The organism is Nocardioides sp. NPDC006303 (assembly GCF_040613175.1).
In the GTDB taxonomy this organism is placed as follows: Bacteria; Actinomycetota; Actinomycetes; order Propionibacteriales; family Nocardioidaceae; genus Nocardioides.
This window is the reverse complement of record NZ_JBEXRR010000008.1, coordinates 17,478-35,103: the sequence shown is the minus strand read 5'-3', so window position 1 is coordinate 35,103 and position 17,626 is coordinate 17,478. Positions and strand designations below refer to the sequence as shown.

General features: G+C 69.6%; 13 protein-coding genes. 4 read left to right on the top strand and 9 right to left on the bottom strand.

Annotation, left to right across the window (positions count from 1 at the left end; all coding sequences use genetic code 11):
• Positions 1–23: 23 nt before the first annotated feature.
• Positions 24–1,184: a ferredoxin reductase gene (locus tag ABZY89_RS08765; RefSeq protein WP_355226370.1), complete on the bottom strand. Its 1,161-nt coding sequence runs from the start codon at positions 1,182–1,184 to the stop codon at positions 24–26.
• 95 nt (positions 1,185–1,279) lie between these two features.
• Here ABZY89_RS08765 and ABZY89_RS08760 point away from each other — a divergent pair, with 95 nt between their 5' ends.
• The gene (locus ABZY89_RS08760; protein ID WP_355226368.1) at positions 1,280–2,437 is read left to right on the top strand and encodes a helix-turn-helix domain-containing protein; all 1,158 of its coding nucleotides are present in this window, start codon (positions 1,280–1,282) and stop codon (positions 2,435–2,437) included.
• On the opposite strand, the gene ABZY89_RS08755 is transcribed toward ABZY89_RS08760, so the two are convergent.
• The 4 genes from ABZY89_RS08755 to ABZY89_RS08740 form a co-directional block, all read right to left on the bottom strand.
• Positions 2,418–2,837 (bottom strand): PIN domain-containing protein, encoded by a 420-nt coding sequence (locus ABZY89_RS08755; RefSeq protein ID WP_355226367.1) that lies wholly within the window; start codon positions 2,835–2,837, stop codon positions 2,418–2,420. The genes ABZY89_RS08760 and ABZY89_RS08755 overlap by 20 nt on opposite strands.
• A complete protein-coding gene (locus tag ABZY89_RS08750; protein ID WP_355226365.1) occupies positions 2,837–3,106 on the bottom strand; it encodes a type II toxin-antitoxin system prevent-host-death family antitoxin in 270 nt (89 codons plus the stop codon). Before ABZY89_RS08750 ends, ABZY89_RS08755 begins: the two co-directional genes overlap by 1 nt.
• A 61-nt stretch (positions 3,107–3,167) precedes the next feature.
• Positions 3,168–3,575 (bottom strand): VOC family protein, encoded by a 408-nt coding sequence (locus tag ABZY89_RS08745; protein ID WP_355226363.1) that lies wholly within the window; start codon positions 3,573–3,575, stop codon positions 3,168–3,170.
• A gap of 1 nt (position 3,576) precedes the next feature.
• The gene (locus tag ABZY89_RS08740) at positions 3,577–4,107 is read right to left on the bottom strand and encodes a DinB family protein (RefSeq protein WP_355226361.1); all 531 of its coding nucleotides are present in this window, start codon (positions 4,105–4,107) and stop codon (positions 3,577–3,579) included.
• Between the two features lie 104 nt (positions 4,108–4,211).
• On the opposite strand from ABZY89_RS08740, the gene ABZY89_RS08735 reads away from it, so the two are divergent.
• The 3 genes from ABZY89_RS08735 (at position 4,212) to ABZY89_RS08725 (ending at position 6,608) form a co-directional block, all read left to right on the top strand.
• Positions 4,212–4,676, top strand: coding sequence for a DUF4383 domain-containing protein (locus ABZY89_RS08735; protein WP_355226359.1), 465 nt, complete (start codon positions 4,212–4,214; stop codon positions 4,674–4,676).
• A gap of 120 nt (positions 4,677–4,796) precedes the next feature.
• Positions 4,797–6,209, top strand: a complete 1,413-nt coding sequence (locus ABZY89_RS08730) for an FAD-dependent oxidoreductase (RefSeq protein ID WP_355226357.1) — start codon at positions 4,797–4,799, stop codon at positions 6,207–6,209.
• 12 nt (positions 6,210–6,221) lie between these two features.
• Positions 6,222–6,608, top strand: a complete 387-nt coding sequence (locus ABZY89_RS08725; protein WP_355226356.1) for a PPOX class F420-dependent oxidoreductase — start codon at positions 6,222–6,224, stop codon at positions 6,606–6,608.
• A 1-nt stretch (position 6,609) separates the two neighbouring features.
• Here the strand turns inward: ABZY89_RS08725 and ABZY89_RS08720 are convergent, their stop codons facing one another.
• From ABZY89_RS08720 to ABZY89_RS08705, 4 genes are read right to left on the bottom strand one after another with little or no spacing between them, the layout of a single operon-like run.
• Positions 6,610–8,847, bottom strand: coding sequence for a transglutaminaseTgpA domain-containing protein (locus ABZY89_RS08720; protein ID WP_355226354.1), 2,238 nt, complete (start codon positions 8,845–8,847; stop codon positions 6,610–6,612).
• The gene (locus ABZY89_RS08715; protein WP_355226353.1) at positions 8,844–10,115 is read right to left on the bottom strand and encodes a DUF58 domain-containing protein; all 1,272 of its coding nucleotides are present in this window, start codon (positions 10,113–10,115) and stop codon (positions 8,844–8,846) included. Before ABZY89_RS08715 ends, ABZY89_RS08720 begins: the two co-directional genes overlap by 4 nt.
• 1 nt (position 10,116) lies before the next feature.
• A complete protein-coding gene (locus ABZY89_RS08710) occupies positions 10,117–11,085 on the bottom strand; it encodes a MoxR family ATPase (RefSeq protein ID WP_355226351.1) in 969 nt (322 codons plus the stop codon).
• Positions 11,086–11,095: 10 nt separating this feature from the next.
• Positions 11,096–17,407: an Ig-like domain-containing protein gene (locus ABZY89_RS08705; RefSeq protein WP_355226349.1), complete on the bottom strand. Its 6,312-nt coding sequence runs from the start codon at positions 17,405–17,407 to the stop codon at positions 11,096–11,098.
• Positions 17,408–17,626 lie beyond the last annotated feature (219 nt).

The following is a 17,626-nucleotide window of genomic DNA, read 5'->3' as shown; positions in this document are numbered from 1 at the left end:
GGGGCTGGTCGTTTGAGCTTGGCTCAGGAGGCAGGGTGGTCGATGACGCACTCGCCGGCAGCGGCGGAGATGCAGGTCTGGATCGGTACCCCTTCGGGACCGGTCTCACCCGGGCGGGCGACGGTGAGCTCGCCGTTGCGGAGGTCGCGGACTGCGCCCTCCTTCATCGGGAGCACACAGCCGAAGCAGATGCCCATACGGCAGCCGCTCGGCATGAGGACGCCGGCCTCTTCGGCGGCGTCGAGGATCGGCCTGTCACCAGGTGCGTCGACGGTCTTGCCGGTGAAGGCGACGGTGCCGCCCTCGCTGGTCACCACGGTGGCCAGTCGGAACTGCTCGGTCTGGAGGGGCAGGCCGGCCTCGTCGTACCAGGCCTGGAGGTTGTCGAGGAGACCCGCGGGACCGCAGGCGTACGCCTTGCGCTCCCTCAGGTCGGGGACGAGCTCGGTGAGGGTGTCGATGTCGATGCGGCCCTCGGAGCCGGTGTAGCGGGTGACGAGGCGGATCGCGCCGGCCTCGGCGAGGGACTCGAGGTTGCGGATGAAGATCGAGTCGGGGCGGCTCGGGGCGACGTGGACGACGGTGACGTCGAGCCGCTGGTGCTCGACGACGCCCTCGTCGGTGACCGGGAAGAGGTTGCGCAGCATCCCGATGACCGGGGTCACGCCGGAGCCGGCGGTGACCATCAGGAACTTGTGGCCGCGCAGGTCGCTGGGCAGGACGAAGTCGCCGGCAGCCTGCTCGAGGTGGACGATCTTGCCGGGGCGCAGGCGGCGCACCAGGTGGCTGGAGACCTTGCCGTCGGGCACGGCCTTGACCGTGATCGAGATGAGGCCGTCCTTGCGGGGGCCGTGGGTCAGGGAGTAGGCGCGCCAGTGGCGTACGCCGTTGACATCGACACCCACGCGGACGTACTGACCCGGGGTGTGGCCGTTCCAGTCGGCGCCCGGCTTGATCTCGATGGTGGCCGCATCGGCGGTCTCCGGGGTCACCTTGACGACGCGTCCTCGCAGGTCAGCGCCGGGTCGGAGCGGGTTGAACATGTCCAGGTAGTCGGCCGGCGCCAGGGGCGTGGCGATCTTCTCGGCGACTCCCCACACCTTGCGGGAGAGCCTCTCCCGCAGCGCGGGTCGCCTGACCTCGCCCGGGGCGAACAGGGCGGGGGATGTAGAGATCTCAGCCATGTATCCATGGTGCTACTTATTCGAGGTAAACTCCTGTGTTAGCGACGTGAATCTGATAGGCGGATTTATACGTGACGAACAAAAGTTCCCGAGATGTGCCCGCTCTTTCGTCCTATGACGTCCACCTGACGCCCGAGGTCGTCGCCTCGATCCGCGCCGTGCTCCCCCAGGTCGGCGAGGACGTGGTCGCCGCGATCATCGCCGAGGTGCCGCCCTACCAGGACGCGCTCTCGGGACACATGGGCGAGACCATCCGCACCGCGGTGGGCGTGGCGCTGGGCGGCTTCCTCTCGCTCGCGTCGGGCGCGGGCCTTCCCGCCGACGTCTCGGCCGCCACTCCGCCGGCCCTCCAGGGTGCCTACGACCTGGGGCGCGGCGAGGCTCGGAGCGGGCGCACGATGGAGGCCCTGCTCGCCGCGTACCGCATCGGCGCCCGGGTGGCCTGGCGAGAGCTCGCGGGCAAGGCTGTCGAGGGCGGCATGGCACCGGCGATGCTCGTGGAGTTCTCCGCGCTGGTCTTCGCCTGGATCGACGAGATCTCGGAGGCCTCGGCGGCCGGGCATGCCGACGAGCGCGCCACGACCGGACGCGTACGCCGACAGCTTCGCGAGCGGCTCGCCCGCAAGCTGCTGGCCGAGACGACCCCGGAGGAGCTCGACGACGCGGCCGTACGGGCCGAATGGACCCCGCCGAGCACGCTGACCGCCGTGCTCGTCCCCAACTCCCAGGTCGGCACCATCCTCGCCAAGGTCAACCAGGGCACCCTGGAACACGACGACCTGCGCGACCTCGATGACCACACCCTGCTGCTGGTCCCCGACGCACACGGCCGCCGGCGCCGGGCGCTGATGAAGGCGCTGGAGGGTCGCCGGTCGGTCGCCGGTCCCGCCAAGCCGTGGCGCGAGGCTCGGGTCTCGTACGAGCGCGCCCGTCGCGCCCAGGACGCGGGCCTCGGCTCCGACACCGAGCAGCACCTGGTCGAGCTGGTCCTCTCCGCCGATACCGACGCCCGCGAGGACCTGCGAGCCCAGGTCCTCGCCCCCTTGGCCGACCTGCGCCCCGCCACCGCCGAGAAGCTCACCGAGACCCTCCGCTCCTGGCTCCTCCACCAGGGCCGGCGCGACGAGGTCGCCGCCGACCTCTTCATCCACCCCCAGACCGTCCGCTACCGGATGGGGCAGCTGCGCGACGTGTACGGGGACCGGCTGGACGACCCCGCGATGCTCCTCGCCCTCACCGTCGCCCTGGGCTGACCACCTCGAAGCCGAGCTCTTCGGCGACCTGGGCCATTCGCTTGTCGTAGGTCACCACCTGCTCGACAGCCTCTTCTCCTTCAGCTTCATCAGCCAGCAGAAGCGCGGTGCCGAGATGGATGGCGTCCAGCGACTTGAGTGTCTGCTTGATGTCCTTCGCCGACTCGACGACTTCGGGAAGGATGCCCATGAAGTGGACGTCTTCACAGACCCGCTCGACGTCAGCCGGATCAAGGTCCATCCGCACGCAGAGCCGAGCCAGCTCGATGTCGAGGAGGTCTGATGAGATCAGCCGATCGCCACGCTCCAGGACTTCGTCCAGGTGGTCCTCCAACGCCGGCCTGTCGGCATGGTTCAGCAGGATTCGACCCGCCGCCGAGGTGTCGACGTAGACAAGCATCAGATGCTCTCCTCGCGCAGCTCAGCGAGGACCTCGTCCAGGTCCTCGTCCCGCGACACGCCTTTCACGGACCTCCACCCCCCGCCAGTGCCCTTCGGCATGCGGACCTGGCCGAGAGCCACCATCTGGTCGAACCTGCTCTTCGGAGCGGGCGAGATCACCGCAATCGGACGGCCGTGATCCGTGACGAGTAACGACTCGCCATTCTGGACGCGCCGCAGGACCCGACCCGTCTGCTGGTTCAACTCCCCCACGCGAACTTCGCTCATGCATCTACGATAACCCGGCTCGTAGAACTTTTCTACAGAAGCGACCGGGGCTAAGGCGCCGCTAGCTTTCTGGCTGATCGAGGTAGAGACAGAAAGGGTGGCCCTCGGGGTCGAGCATGACGCGTACGTCGTCCTGGGGCTGAAAGTCTGCGAGCCGCGCACCGAGGCCGACGGCGTCCTCGACTGCCGCGACCACGTCGGTTACTCCGATGTCCAGGTGCACCATCTGCTGCTGGCCGTTGGGCTCGCTCGGCCAGACCGGCCGCCGGTAGTGGCGGTCGAGCTCGAAGGCGAGGTTGCTGTGAGTTGCGCTGCCCGACGGATCACGGATGAGAACGGTGGCGTACGTCGGTTCGGAGCTGCTGACCTCCCAGCCGAACAGGTCCGCATAGAAGGTGGCGAGTGCGAGCGGGTCGGTACAGGCGAGGTTGACCCCGATCCATCCTGTGGCGCCCCTGATCCCGGCCATCTCATTCACCGTCTCGCGGGTCCTCGCCGACTAGGCCGTCGATGGACTCGCGGATCAGGTCGGCGTGGCCGGTGTGGCGGGCGTACTCCTCGATCATGTCGGCGACGTAGCGGCGGGCGTTGGCCTCGACCTGCCACTCGGGGTTGGTCGCCAGCGTGTCCATCCCGTTCCTGCCGAGGGCTTCGGCGGTCGACCGGCGGGAGCGGGCGACCGCACCTTCCCACAGCTCCATCAGCCCATCGGCGGTGTCCTCGGCCTCGGTCTTCCAGTCCCAGCCCTCCTCATCCGGGCCGTAGGACGCCCAGACGTCCGGGTAGCCGTTGCCGGCGAGGATCGCGGTGAAGTAGTGGTCCTCGCAGAACGCGAGGTGCTTGAGGAGCCAGCCGAGGGTGATCCTGGACGGCTCCAGCCGCTGGCGCAGCTGCTCATCGCTCAACCCGCCGCATTTCCAGGCGAACGTACGCCGGATCCGGTCGAGCGTGCTGAGCAGCGTCCCGGTCTCGTCCATCACCGGGGTCATCTCGATCGTCATGCCGCTCACGCTAGGCCGGATTCCGGACGCAAGCCTTCCGATTAACGGGGCGACGCAGCCGTGGAGCGGCATGCGGCCCCGGCGAACTGGGTACCGAACCAGCCATGACTGACGCCACTGCCTATCGGTCCATGACAGCAACGACGCTGCAGACCGCAGCGACGGTCGTGGCCGGAACGTTCCTGCTCGTCGGAGTCCTCGGGTTCATCCCGGGCGTCACCACCGACTATGACTCGATGGCCTTCGCCGGCCACGAGTCCACCGCCCTGCTCCTCGGCATCTTCCAGGTGTCGATCCTGCACAACATCGTGCACCTCCTGTTCGGCATCGCCGGCCTCGTACTGGCCACCAGCTGGAGCGGAGCCCGCGCCTACCTGATCGCCGGCGGGGCGATCTACATGGTCCTGTTGATCTACGGCCTGGCTGTCGACCACGGCAGCAGCGCGAACTTCGTGCCGGTCAACGGCGCCGACAACTGGCTTCATCTGGTGCTGGGCATCGGGATGCTGGCACTCGGCCTGGGACTGGGACGGACCCCGGGCACAGCGGATCGACCCGGCGCACTCTGAATGGAGCGCACGAGCGTGTGGCTGGCCACGGCCGAAAGGCCGCGGTCCATCACCCCGGAAACCGGTCGGAAGGCTGATCTCGCAGTCGATGTGGCCGTGGTGGGTGGAGGCATCGTCGGGTTGACGACTGCGCTCCTCGCACAGCGGCGCGGCCTCCAAGTCGCCGTCCTGGAGGCCGCGACCGTGGGTGGAGGCACCACGGGGTACAGCACCGGGAAGGTGACCGCGCAGCACGGGCTGATCTACGCCGAGCTGGTCGAGCGGCACGGCGAGGACGACGCCCGGCTGTACGCCAGCGCGATGCGCGCCGGGGTCGAGCTGGTCGCCGACCTCGCCTCGGAGCTGGAGATCAGCTGCGACCTGACCCGAGCGCCGGCGCTGGCCTATACCCGGCAGTCGGAGCAGCGATCCCGGATCGAGGACGAGGTCCGCGCCGCTGCTCGGCTAGGGCTCCCCGCGCGGCTGACCGAGCGCACCGACCTGCCCTTCGACGTCGAGGCCGCGGTTGCGTTCGACGACCAGATCCACTTCCACCCCGGCAGATACCTGGCGGGCCTCGCCGACGCGTTCACCGCGGCCGGAGGGCAGGTACGCGAGGGAACACGGGTCATCGACATCGACGAGAAGAGCGACCGAACCGTCCAGCTCAGCACGCCCGCCGGGACGGTGGTGGCCAACCAGGTGGTCGTCGCTTCGCTGCTCCCGCCCGGCCTGCTCGGCGGCTACTTCGCGCGAACCAGGCCCTCTCGCTCGTACGGGTTGGCGGTCCGCCTGCGCGGCCCGGCGCCGACCAGCATGGCGATCAGCATCGACTCGCCCAGCCGCTCGACCCGGCCGTGGCTGGATCCCGGCCCGAACGGGCTGATCGTGGTCGGCAACGGCCACGAGACCGGCGCCGAACCCGACACCGAGGCGAAGTACGCCGACCTCGAAAGCTGGACCCGCACCACCTTCGACGTCGAGGCGATCGACTACCGCTGGTCATCGCAGGACTACCTCACCCCGGACCGGTTGCCGTACGTCGGCTATCCACCGACGAGCGAGAGGATCCTGGTGGCCACCGGCTTCCAGAAGTGGGGCCTGAACAGCGGGACCGCGGCCGCGATGATGCTCGCCGATCTTCTCTCCGGCACCGACAACCCGTGGCTACCGGTGTTCGACGCCAGCCGCATCGGCGACGTCAGGAGCGTCGGCCGGCTCATCAAGGACAACCTGAAGGTCGGCGAGGAGCTCGTCGCGGGCCGTCGCCAGGACCCCGAGGCCCGTCCGGTGTCCGAGCTGCAACCGGGCCAGGGCGGCCTGGTCGACCTCGACGGCGACACCGTCGGCGGCTACCGGGACCCGGCGGGCGCCTTGCACACCGTGAGCGCCCGGTGCAGCCATCTCGGCTGCCCCCTGCACTGGAACCAGGCCGAGACCAGCTGGGACTGCACCTGCCACGGCTCCCGGTTCTCCCCCGACGGCTCCGTCCTGGACGGGCCCGCCATGAGACCGCTCGCACGCCCCGGCGCCGACGATCCGGATCAGGCTTGACCTCAAGCCGACATGAGCACCGACGCTGGTGACATGAAGTTCACCGACACGCAGCTGCGCTACCTCCGCACCCAGCCGCTGGGCAGGCTCGCGACCCTCGCCCCTGACGGCGGTCTGCAGAACAACCCCGTGGGGTTCACGATCGACGAGGAGCACCGGATCGTCATCGGCGGCTACGAGATGGGCCGATCACGGAAGTTCAGGAACGCCCAGAAGCACGCCCAGGTGGCCTTCGTGGTCGACGATCTCGAGTCCACCAACCCGTGGAAGCCGCGGATGGTCGAGATCCGCGGCACCGCCGAGGCGCTCACGGACGTGGATCCGCCGATGCCGGGGACCTCACGGGAGGTCCTCCGGATCACGGCGGACTCGATCAGGGACTACGGGCTCGGTGACTGACTCAGCGCTTCCGGAACAGCCGAGCCGGCACCAGCGAGAGCGGGTTGATCGCCGCCCGGATGCGCTGCCACCTCGTGCGTGAGTCGGAGATCGACGTACGAAGCGTCCCGACCTGCTCCCAGAAGGCTGCGACCTCGTCGTCCTGCGGCCCGGCCTCAGCAAACATGGTGGTGTCGGTGAGCAGCGCCAGCCCCGGCGCACCGTCCATGCCCGGCGACGCGGACAGCGCGGAGGCCTGCTCGCGGCGGGTGGCACCCACGGGCACCCCGACCCCGAAGTCACGGGCGTGGTCGAGGGTCTCGCGCCAGCCACCGGAGAGACGGGCGACCGGGGTCCCGCGTGTCCGCCGGCGATGTCGCCGCCAGATCTTGGCGCCGATGATCGCCCCGCACAGGGCTGCGATGAGAAGCAGCGGGATGCCGACGTACGTGAAGACGGCGATCAGCCAGCCGGGCAGCGTGAACCCGTCGGGCCGCGAGTTGGCCTTCTGGTTGACCGACTCGTCCAGCGGGTCGCCGGAGGTCGCGGGCGGGCGTACGGGAGCCGGCGGCGGGACGACCTTGCCGGTGACGAGCTCCTCGGGCTGAGGGGCGTTCTGCTCGGGCGGCTTCTCGGTGTTCATGAACTCGGACCAGTCCAGGGTGGCCCAGGACCCGTCCGACATCCGCAGCTCGACCCAGGCGTGCATGTCCTTGCCCTGGACGACACCGTCGGAGCCGACGACGGCACCCAGGACCACCCGCGCCGGCACGCCGACCTGGTTGGCCAGGATCGCCATCAGCGCGGCGTACTGCTCGTCGTTGCCTGCGAGCTGGCCGCCCTTCGCGGTGAAGTCGGCGAGACGACGCAGGGAGTGACCGGCCGGGTACTGCTGGTTGGGCGGCTCCCCGTCGGTGTAGGTGCCCTCCTCCTTGAGCTTCTCCGCCACCGCGAGCGCGTTGCTGATCGGTGAGTCACCACCGCCGGCGTACTCGGCGGCGAGCGCCTGGAACTGGGCGGCCTCGTCGCCGATCGGCGACCCGCCCGACCAGTTCTCGCTCTTCTCCCCGACCTTCTCGTCGGCGACCGAGGCGGTGAAGGAGTAGGAGTCGCCGGGCTTCAGCGCCGACGGCAGGACACCGGTGGACGTCGCCAGGTTGTAGCGGAACGAGTCGGTGTCAGGACCGTCGAACGAGATGTGCGTGAGGGCGGTCGGCAGCGGCACCCAGACGCCGCCGAAGTCCTCGCCGATCGTGATCGTGCCGCGCACCTGCTTGCCGTCGGCGAGCGGGTTGCGCAGCGTCGAGCTGATCTTCTGGAAGGTGTCGTCGGGACCTTCGGTCTCGCCGGAGTCGTTGGCCGCGCGCCAGACGGTGCCGTCGTACGAATCCATCGCGGCGACCCGGACCCGGGTCCCTTCGGGCAGGCCTGAGACGGTGAACAGGTCCTTCTCGTAGAGCCGGCGGTCGTCCTCCGGCGTCTGGTAGCCCTTGGTGTAGACGCGGTAGCCGGCCAGGGGCGACGGGTACTGCCCGACGTTGAACGGCGGCTCGATCTCGCCGCGCAGCACGGTGCGCTCGGGCGCGAGCCCCGGGAGCAGCGGCCCGGCGAGGAACGCCAGCCCGGCCGCGCCGAGGCACAGGGCGGCTCCGATGGCGGTCCGCGAGAGGCGGCGGCCGCCGGCGGCGAGGGCACGGGCCCGCATGCCGCGGATGCACAGCCAGGTGATCGCGATCGCTCCGAAGAGGGCGCCGAGCAGGGCGGTCTTGGACGGGTCCTGCACGCCGAGCAGGATCACTCCGGCCATCAGCGCGAACGCGACGAGCACCGGCGGCAGCGCCGCCTTCATCCGCACCGCCAGCGCGAAGCCGAGGCAGCCGGCGAGCAGGCCGAGGATGTACGGGATCGTCAGCAGCGCTCCGCCGTCGACCGGCGGCAGCGTGGTCAGCAGTCGCTTCCAGCCGTGCACGGAGTTTTCGGCGAGGGTGCCGATCGTGTCGGGGACCGGCAGGAACGAGAGGTCGCCGATCCCGTGCAGCGCGACCGCGCCGCCGAGCACGAAGAACGCGGCCAGGAGCCCGACCGCCAGCACGACCACCGGCTGTCCGCGGCCGACGAAGGAGATGAGGATCCCGAGCAGCAGCCCGGCGACGCCGGCGACCAGGTAGGTCCAGCCGGCATAGGTGTCGTCGAAGCCGAGGAACGCGATGGTGCCGAGCAGGAACAGGAGGAGGGCGTCGACGGCGTGGTGCTTCTTCATCCGGACAACCCCTTCGACAGCACGATCGGCAGCTGGTCCAGGTCGGGCAGGGTGATCATCGGCAGGTCGGCGACGGCCTTGAAGCCGGCGCGCTGCGAGGAGTCGACCCGGACGGCGACGGTGGTGGCATCGACCGAGAACTGGCCGGCGGCGCGCTGCAGCGCGACGAACTCCGGGTAGCGCCCGGTCACCAGCATCACCAGCGACGCGTCCGGCGCCTGCCGGGCCGCCTCGGCGGCGATCTCGATCAGGTTGGTCTGCTGCGGTTTCGCCCGGGAGCAGGCGTCGAGAGCCGTACGCCCTCCCCCGCTCGCTGCGGTGGCGCGCACCATCAGCACGTCGCCGGTAGCGAACGAGACGTCGAACTCGTCCAGGATCCCGCGGCGCAGCAGGGAGCCCGCGATCGACATCGCGGTCTCGTACTCGTCCTCGCTGTCGTAGGACATCGGCGAGGAGTCGACGATGACGACGATGTGGGAGCGGCGGGTGTCGAGGAACTGGCGCACGAGCAGCTGCCCGTGGCGTGCCGAGGAGCGCCAGTGGATGTGGCGCAGGTCGTCGCCCGGGACGTACTCACGCAGCGCGTGGAAGGCGAGGTCGCTCATCGAGGTGTTCTGTGCCGTTGACCCCTCGAGGTCACGGACCAGACCGACCCCGAAGGGCTCTAGGTGGGTGGTGCGCGGGTGGACGAACACCTCGGTGCGGTCGGTCCACTCCTGCACCCGCCGGAAGAGCCCGAGCGGGTCGCCACGCACCGTCCGGACGGGACCGACGTCGATCACTCCGCGGCGCTGGGTCGGCACCACGAACAGCTCGGTGTGCTCGGCGCCGGGAAGCAGCATCGGCAGGTCGTACGTCACCCCACCCGCTCCGATGGGGAACTCCAGGCTCGTCGAGACGAGCGGGCCGCGCGCCTCGTTGCGGGCACGCAGCTCGCCGGTGAGGGCCTGGCCGACCGCGACGCGCGGCGGCTCGACCACGGTCGCCACCGCGAGCCGGGTGCGCCCGATCATGAAGAAGGCCGCGCCGATCACGAGGAACAGCGCCGCCATCGCCACCACGGACGCCTCGATCCAGCCGAGCGCGGTCGCGGCGACCCAGGCCAGCGCGCCGAGGAGCAGCACACCCCAGCCGATCGAGGTCACCGTGCCGAACCACGGACGGACCCGGTCGGCGACGAACGAGTAGACCGAACCCGCCCCGGACGCTACCGGCGCGAGTCGTTTCCGCAGGTCAGCAACAATGTTGCGGACACTGAGCCTGCTCATCTCAGGCGACACGCTCAGTGGGAGCCGGGACCGAGGTGAGCAGGTCGCCGATGACGTCCTCGACCGTGACGCCGTTGAACATCGCCTCCGGGTCGAGGATCAGGCGGTGGCAGAGCACCGGCTCGGCGAGCGACTTGACGTCGTCGGGCAGCACCTGGGAGCGGCCCTCCGCGAGCGCCCACACCTTGGCGGTGCGCACCAGGGCGAGGCAGCCACGCATCGAGGCCCCGAGGCGTACGTGCTTGTGGCGACGAGACTCGTCGACCAGCGCGGAGACGTAGGCGACGATCGCGGCGTCGATGTAGACCTGGTCGGCCATCTCGGCCATCTGGGTGACCGTCGGGGCGGTGATGATCGGGGTGACCAGCGTGGCGCGGTCGCGGACCGAGGAGTTCATCAGCAGCTCGACGGTGGCGTTCTGGTCGGGGTAGCCGACCGACGTCTTCATCAGGAAGCGGTCCAGCTGCGCCTCGGGCAGCCGGTAGGTCCCGGCCTGCTCGATCGGGTTCTGGGTCGCGATCACCATGAACGGCCGGCCGACGTCGCGGGTGGCGCCGTCGACGGTGACCCGGCCCTCCTCCATGACCTCCAGGAGCGCCGACTGAGTCTTCGGGGAGGCGCGGTTGATCTCGTCCGCCAGCACGATCGAGTGGAAGATTGGGCCCGGGTGGAACTCGAAGGCGCCCTTGCCCTGGTCGTAGACGGTCACACCGGTGACGTCGGACGGAAGCAGGTCCGGCGTGAACTGGATGCGGGCGTGCGAACCCTGGACCGTGTTGGCCAGTGCGCGGGCGAGCTGGGTCTTGCCCGTGCCGGGGTAGTCCTCGAGGAGCAGGTGGCCCTCGGAGAGCAGCGCGGTCAGCACCAGGCGGATCACGTTGCGCTTGCCCAGCACCGCCTTCTCGACGTTGTCGGCAAGCTTCTCGAAGGTCTCGTGGAACCAACGAGCCTGCTCGGTCGTGACGGTCATTTCTTCTCTCCTACCACGTAACGTTCTTCGAAAGATTGGGTCGACCGGAGGTCGTGCAGGTCACTCGGAACGGGGTGTTGGCGCCGACCCAGCCGCGACCGCTGCCCGTGCCCTTGCCGTTGCTCCCGATGTTCACATTCCAACGCGAGGTGGTGGAGTTGGTGCTGCACTCCCAGGTCTTGCCGGGGAAGGCGAGGTCGGTGATGGTCGAGCCGACGTACCAACAGGTGCCGCCACACGCCACGTCCGGCTCGGGGCAGGATGCGCCCGAGCACTCCCCGGCCTTGTTCACCTCGAGGATCGGGTCCGGAGGAGGCGCGGTCCTGATCGAATCCTCAGCCGACTTACTTGCCCGGCCAGAGTCGCTGACGGTGACAGTGAACGTGTAGCTCCTGTCCCATTCGAGGTTGCTGACAGTGTTGCGGGCGGAGCCTGCGCCAGCAGTCACGGTGCCGTTCCCTACTGTCCCCAGGCCGTTGGAACCGGTCACTCGGTAGGTGCCTGTCTTGCCGTTACCGTTGAAATTGATCGTCCACGTGATCTTGTTGCCGTCACGGGTCAGCGAAATGCTCGGCTGACCCAACGGACCATAGGTGGTCACGGACTTCGTCGCCCATGCCCCGCAGGCCGTCCCAGCACCGGTGCCGCCTCCAGAGCCGTTGCACGACCGGAGTTGGACATTGGTGGCCGCCCCATTGGTGAAGCCCGAGATCGTCTTGGTCTGCTGACCGGCGCCCTCCGGCGAATACGTCCACGACCCGCACGACGAGCCGTTCCGTACGCACTCGACGATGTTGGTCTTTCCGTGGGAGGCGCGCGGCGTGAAGACGATCTCGGCCTCGCCGTTGTTCCCGGTGGCCGTCGCCGACGCGAAGGAGACCGCGTCGGGGGTCGCGGCCGCCTCGACCTTGCCGCCCGCGGAGTAGCTCGAGATGTGCGCCTCCGGCGAGCCGCCGGACCCGGTCTCGCGCGGCGAGGTCGCCTCAGCGTTCCGGGCCCTGACGGCGTACGTGTAGATCGTGCCGTCGTTGGCGACGTCGTCGCGGCAGCTGGTCTCGGCCACCCAGGAGCAGACGATCTTCTCGCCGGTGCCGCCGGTGCGGCGTACCTCATAGGTGACCGGCGCCGGGCCGTTGGCCGCGACCGGGCTCCACGAGACGGTCACCGCCTTGCCGGAGTTGTTCGCCGTGTTGGCCCACTCGAAGGTCGGGGTCGCGGGGGTGTCCGGCTTGCCGGCACCCATCCCCTCGACCGTCGCGGAGGGGCCCTTGTTGGTCTTGACGCCCTTGTCGTTGAGCGGCACGACGGTGAACTGCACCGGGTCGCCGTTGGAGCTGACCGCCGCCGGATAGGTCGTCTGACCTGCGGAGATGTCCTTGATGCCGCCGCCCGGCCAGCTGATCCGGTATTTCTGCACGTCCGAGCAGTCGCACGGGGCCGGCTTGCTCCAGCTCAGCTCGACCTTGTGGTCGCGCTGACGGGTGACCCGGAGGTTCTGCACCGGACCGGTGTAGGCGTCGGGCTCGCCCTCGGCCGAGTTGCTCCACTCGCGGCTCGGGCCCACGGAGTTCACCGCGCGCACCCGGAAGTCGTAGACGACGCCGTTCTTCAGCCCGGTGATCCGGCACGAGGTCGACGGACAGTCCTGGACGTGGTCGCCGTTGGCCTCCACCTCGTAGCGCTGGATCGGGTCGTCGCCGTTGTCCTTCGGCGCGTTCCACGAGAGTGCGACCACGTTGGAGAGGAAGTCGGAGGTCGTACGCAGCCCCGTCGGCGCACCCGGAACGTCGATGACGTCCACCTCGATGACGCCGGTGGCCTTGACCCGCTTGGAGTCCTTGCCGGAGTCGCTGACCTCGATCGCGTAGCGATAGTGGCCATGACCCTCCTCGGGCGTGTTGAAGGTGATCTTCGAACCGCTGGCCTTGCCCATGTCGGGCGAGTCGCCGTCGACCGGGTCGAGCTTGGTGATCACCACCTCCTGAGACTCCGAGGGCACCGGTGTCTGCAGATAGTCGGCGATGTCGATCGCGACCGTCTTTCCGGCCTCGGTCTGCAGCGGCTTGATCGGCGAGAGCGACGGGGCGGGCAACGCGATGACGGTGACCAGGAGCTGTCCGGTCGCGTCCGTGCCCTCGACGCCGATCTCCAGGGCGCCCTGGGCACCGGCGTCGGCGTGCTCGGCGGTGAGCCGCAGGCCGCCGTCCTCGGGCTTGACCTCGACCCCGTCGAGCCCGTCGCCGACCTCGGCGGTGAAGTCGAGGTCGTCGGCGTCGCCCGGGTCGGCGGTCCACACGTGGCAGATGGCGGCGATGTCGACCAGCGCGCCGTTGCCGCTCTCCGGGACCTCGACCGGGGTGCTCGGACAGTTGATCTCCGGCTCCTCCTTGCCGATCTGGACCGGCAGCGAGATCACCGAGAGGTGGGCGTCGGCGGAGGTGATCTTCTCACGGTCGGCGACCTCGAACGTCAGGGTCGCCGGACCCTTGGTCTCACCGGCGGTGACCTTCACAGTGGTCGCGGTGGTGTCGCCGGTGTTGAGCATGCCCTCGGGAGCGGCCACGATCTTGTCGGTCGTGGTCAGCACGACCGGGTCGCCCTCGGGGTCCTCGACGTAGTCGGTGATGTCGACGTTCTTCGTCTCGCCCGGGTTGAGCTGGAGCTCGGAGCCCGGCTTCAGGTAGGGGGCGTCCTTGGGCCGAGCGGGGACGTAGATCGAGCCGACCGCCTGGGCGCCGTCGGGGTCGGTGACCCGGAAGGTCCACACCCGGGTGTTGTCGCCGACCGGCAGGGTGACCTTGCCGTCGTCGATCTTCGGCTTGGACTCGTCCTCGCCGACCGAGGGACCCTTGACCGCGTCGACGGTGAGGTCCTCGAGCGAGTCGTCGATGTCGGTCACCTTCGTCATCACGTCGACGGTGGTGGTCGACGAGTCGCCCTCGGGGTGGGCGACCACGATCCCCGCCATCGGCGGATTGTCGTAACCCTCCTGAAAGCGGATCGCGAGCTCGCCGGTGTCCTCGTGGAGCCCCGTGGTGGCGCGGTAGGGGACGTGCTGGAACGGCTCGCCGGAGCCGCCCTGGACGGTGACGATGCCGTCGGAGCGCTGCTTGACGTTGGAGCCCTCGGTCGCGTCGGTCGAGGCCAGGTGCAGCTCGGTCCCAGGCGTACGCAGGTCGTTGGCGAGCACGTCGTAGGTCAGCTTCTTGGCGGGGTCGAGCGTGACCAGGTCGTCGACGGCGACCGGGCGCTGGGGCGCGCCGGGCGCGACGACGGCGATCCGCACCGTGCCGGTCGCGACGGCACCGAACGGGTCGCTGACCTCGTAGGTGAACTCGTCGGTGCCCGCGGCGTTGGGGAAGGCCTGGTAGGTGATCGTGTTGGCGCCGTGGGCCAGGACGCGGCCGTACGCGGGCGCGCTGTTGATCCTGGTCACGGAGACCGAGTCGCCGTCGGGGTCGGTGCCGACCGTGGGCAGCCGCAGCGTGACCTCGTCGCCCTGGACCACCCGCGACTCCAGCGCCTTCGGCGCAGGCGCGGAGTTGTCGGCCTTCTTCTTCGGCAGCGGCTTGACGTGGATGCGGATGTTGCCCGAGGAGTGCTCCGCGGAGGGGTCGCCGGTGTTCTGCACGACGTAGCGGACGTCGACGTCGACCGGCCCCTTCACGTCTTCGGGGGCGACGTAGCGGACCCGGTTGCCGTCGATGTAGGCCTCACCGACCGTCGGCTGGCCCAGCACCTGCAGCTGACCCTTGGTCTCGATGGTCTGGTCGACGACCAGGCCGACCGGGTCGCCCGAGGGCGTCGAGTCGTTGTCGAGGACCGGGATCGAGACGGAGTCGGCGGCCCTGACCGTGGCCTCGTCGTCGACCGCCTCGGGGGCGTTCTCGGCGCCGCGCAGCGCCGGTCGCTGGCTCACCGTCACCGACCCCTCGGCCTCGGCCGCGCCGTTGCTGATCGTGTAGCGGATCGCCTGGGTGGACGGGTCCATGTCGGGCTTGGACGCCTGGATCCGCAGCCAGCGCCCGTCGAGCACCGCGACCGTCAGGTCGCTGTCGCCGACCGGCTCGGCATGGGTCACGGCGAGCAGCCGGCCCCGGGAGTCGTAGTCGTTGGCGAGGACGTCGAGGGTGCGGGTCGAGGTGCCGAGGACGGCGGTCGTGTCCGGCGTCGCGATCGGCTCGTCCGCCGCCTGGGAGGCCGGTTTGACGTCGACGCGGATCTTCGCAGCGGCGGGCTTCGCGGCTCCGAACCCGGCGTTGTAGCTGAGCTGGTAGGTGCCCGGCGAGCTCCCTCGGGCGCGCACGACGCCGGTCTCCCGGTCGGTGCTCACCTCGAGGCCGCCCTTGGGAGGGACGTCGCCGGCGAGGGTGAGGCTCGCGTCGAGGTTGGACGGGTCGGCGCCGGGGATGTCGTTGTCGAGCGGGCGGATCATCACCCAGGAGCCCTGGGTGCCCTCTGCGACGTCGTCCTTCGGCTCCGGGGAGGCGGTGGTCGCTCCGGCGACGATGTTGATCCGCACCTTGTCCTTCGACGGCTTGCCGCCGGTGCTGACCTGATAGCCGAGGTTCTCGTTGCCGGACGCGTCCGCGGCGGCGGTGTAGCGCAGCAGCCCGTCAGGGGTCACGCTCGCCTTGCCCTTGGACGCGGTCGGGGACTGAGCGGTGACCGGGTCGCCGTAGCGCTCGTCGCGCCAGTCGCCGACCACCGGGATCTCCACGGTGCCGCCGGCGGCGACGGTGTAGTCGGTCGGGGTGTAGTGCTCACGCAGTGTCGGCTTGCCGGTGCCGCCCGAGCCCTCGATGCTGAGCTCGACGCTGGCGTCGTCCTGGCCGGCCTTGCCCTTCATCCCGTCGTCGACGGTGTATTTGAAGCTGGTCTTCTTCCCCTGCGCCGACTCGGGGGCGGTCACCAGGACCGACTGCCGGTCGGGGGCGATGGTGGCCTCGACGCCCTTGACGGAGGCCTCGCCGACCGAGACCACGCTCAGGATCGAGTCCTTGGCCGAGGAGTCGTTGTCGAGGACGTGCAGGACCGTGGTGCGTCCGGCGCGGGCACCGAGCTGGTCGTCCTTGGCCTTCGGCGCCTGGGCGGCCTTGGTCTGCTGCTGCTGCTTGTCCTTCTTCTGGTTCTGCTTCTGGGTCTGCGGCTGGAACGCCTCCCAGTTGGAGATCTTCTTGATGTCGGCGCCGTCGATCTCCCAGACATCACCGTTGCGCAGGTCGTTGAGCACCAGCTGGCCACGGTTGATCCGGAACTCCAGCTCGGCCGCCGGGCCGAGGGTCGGGATCTCGCCCAGGATCGGCTCGCCCTCGCCGCACTGGGTCACCACCGAGCCGGTCGAGCCGTTGGCCCAGGCACCGAAGACGCAGTCGCCGAGCCGGACCGGGGCGGCCGGGTCACCGGCGGACTCGGCGACGTGGCGGATCTCGCCGTTGCTCAGGGCGACGGCCTTGAGGCCCGTCGCGTCGCCGACGAGCACCTCCTTGGCCTTGACGGAGGGCTGCTGGAGGACCGCGCTCTCCGCGGTGTCACCGAAGTCCACGGCGATGTCGGAGCCCTTGGAGGCGCCGAGCAGCCAGCCGGCCTGGTCGAGGGTGATGACGTCGTCGCCGACGACGGTCGCCGAGGTCGGGGTCTCCGCGTACTCAGGAGCCTTCGGGAGCTTGGTCTCCTCGGGATCGGCGAACCGCTCACCGTCCGGGGCGAAGGAGGTCAGCGTCCGCTTGGCGGCCGAGACGGCGTACGCAGTCCCGTCGGTGCCGATGGTGAGCACCGCGTCGGCGCCGACCGTCTCGGTGGGCTTCGTGGAGCCGGAGAGGTCGGAGAGGTCGCCGACGCCGGCGGTCGGGTCGACGGAGGTGAGCCAGACCTTGCCGGTCTTCTGCTCGGCGACGCCGATGGTGTTGCCACCCATCACCACACGGCTGTCCTTCACGGTCACCGCGTCGTCGTCGATGCCCTCGGCGAGCTTGGTGTTGACCGGCGTGATGGTGCGGGCGTCGCGGTCGACGGAGGCCACCGCGATGCCGTTCTGCACCACGTCGAGGCCGGCGCGCTCGGACCTGGACCCGGTCTCGTTGCCCGCCCAGACGACACCGTCGAGCTGGGCGACGGGGCGGTTCTGGCGGCCCAGGGTGCCCCAGGACTGGTTGGTCACCCAGATGCCGCCGTCGTCGAGATCGGCCTTGTGCACGGGGTAGCCGGTCGACTGGATCGCGTAGACGGTCAAACCGCTCGCAACGACGGCAAGAGCTGCCCAGGACGCGATGGAGGTCCGATGACGCCGCATCCACCCGGGCGCCATCCCGAAACGTGCCACCAAGACTCTCCCCAAGTCCTTCCATGCCAAATGGCCAGCCGACACAAAAAGTCTGGCTTACTCTAGGCGCGCCTCAGGGTAGAAGCCACACGAACTAGCCAAACGTGGCACACGGCTCAGTGAACACGCTCACCGATACCGTACGGGATGTTCTAAAGTGTCCGCTTCCAGCACCACTATTTTCGCATCCTGCCCGGGATGCCCCAGATAATTGGCACC

Excerpts from the sequence above, each read along its gene's own strand:
- ABZY89_RS08765 (WP_355226370.1), bottom strand. The coding sequence starts at position 1,184 with ATGGCTGAGATCTCTACATCCCCCGCCCTGTTCGCCCCGGGCGAGGTC.
- ABZY89_RS08755 (WP_355226367.1), bottom strand. The coding sequence starts at position 2,837 with ATGCTTGTCTACGTCGACACCTCGGCGGCGGGTCGAATCCTGCTGAAC.
- ABZY89_RS08715 (WP_355226353.1), bottom strand. The coding sequence starts at position 10,115 with ATGAGCAGGCTCAGTGTCCGCAACATTGTTGCTGACCTGCGGAAACGA.
- ABZY89_RS08750 (WP_355226365.1), bottom strand. The coding sequence starts at position 3,106 with ATGAGCGAAGTTCGCGTGGGGGAGTTGAACCAGCAGACGGGTCGGGTC.
- ABZY89_RS08735 (WP_355226359.1), top strand. The coding sequence starts at position 4,212 with ATGACTGACGCCACTGCCTATCGGTCCATGACAGCAACGACGCTGCAG.
- ABZY89_RS08745 (WP_355226363.1), bottom strand. The coding sequence starts at position 3,575 with ATGGCCGGGATCAGGGGCGCCACAGGATGGATCGGGGTCAACCTCGCC.
- ABZY89_RS08720 (WP_355226354.1), bottom strand. The coding sequence starts at position 8,847 with ATGAAGAAGCACCACGCCGTCGACGCCCTCCTCCTGTTCCTGCTCGGC.
- ABZY89_RS08740 (WP_355226361.1), bottom strand. The coding sequence starts at position 4,107 with ATGACGATCGAGATGACCCCGGTGATGGACGAGACCGGGACGCTGCTC.
- ABZY89_RS08725 (WP_355226356.1), top strand. The coding sequence starts at position 6,222 with ATGAGCACCGACGCTGGTGACATGAAGTTCACCGACACGCAGCTGCGC.
- ABZY89_RS08710 (WP_355226351.1), bottom strand. The coding sequence starts at position 11,085 with ATGACCGTCACGACCGAGCAGGCTCGTTGGTTCCACGAGACCTTCGAG.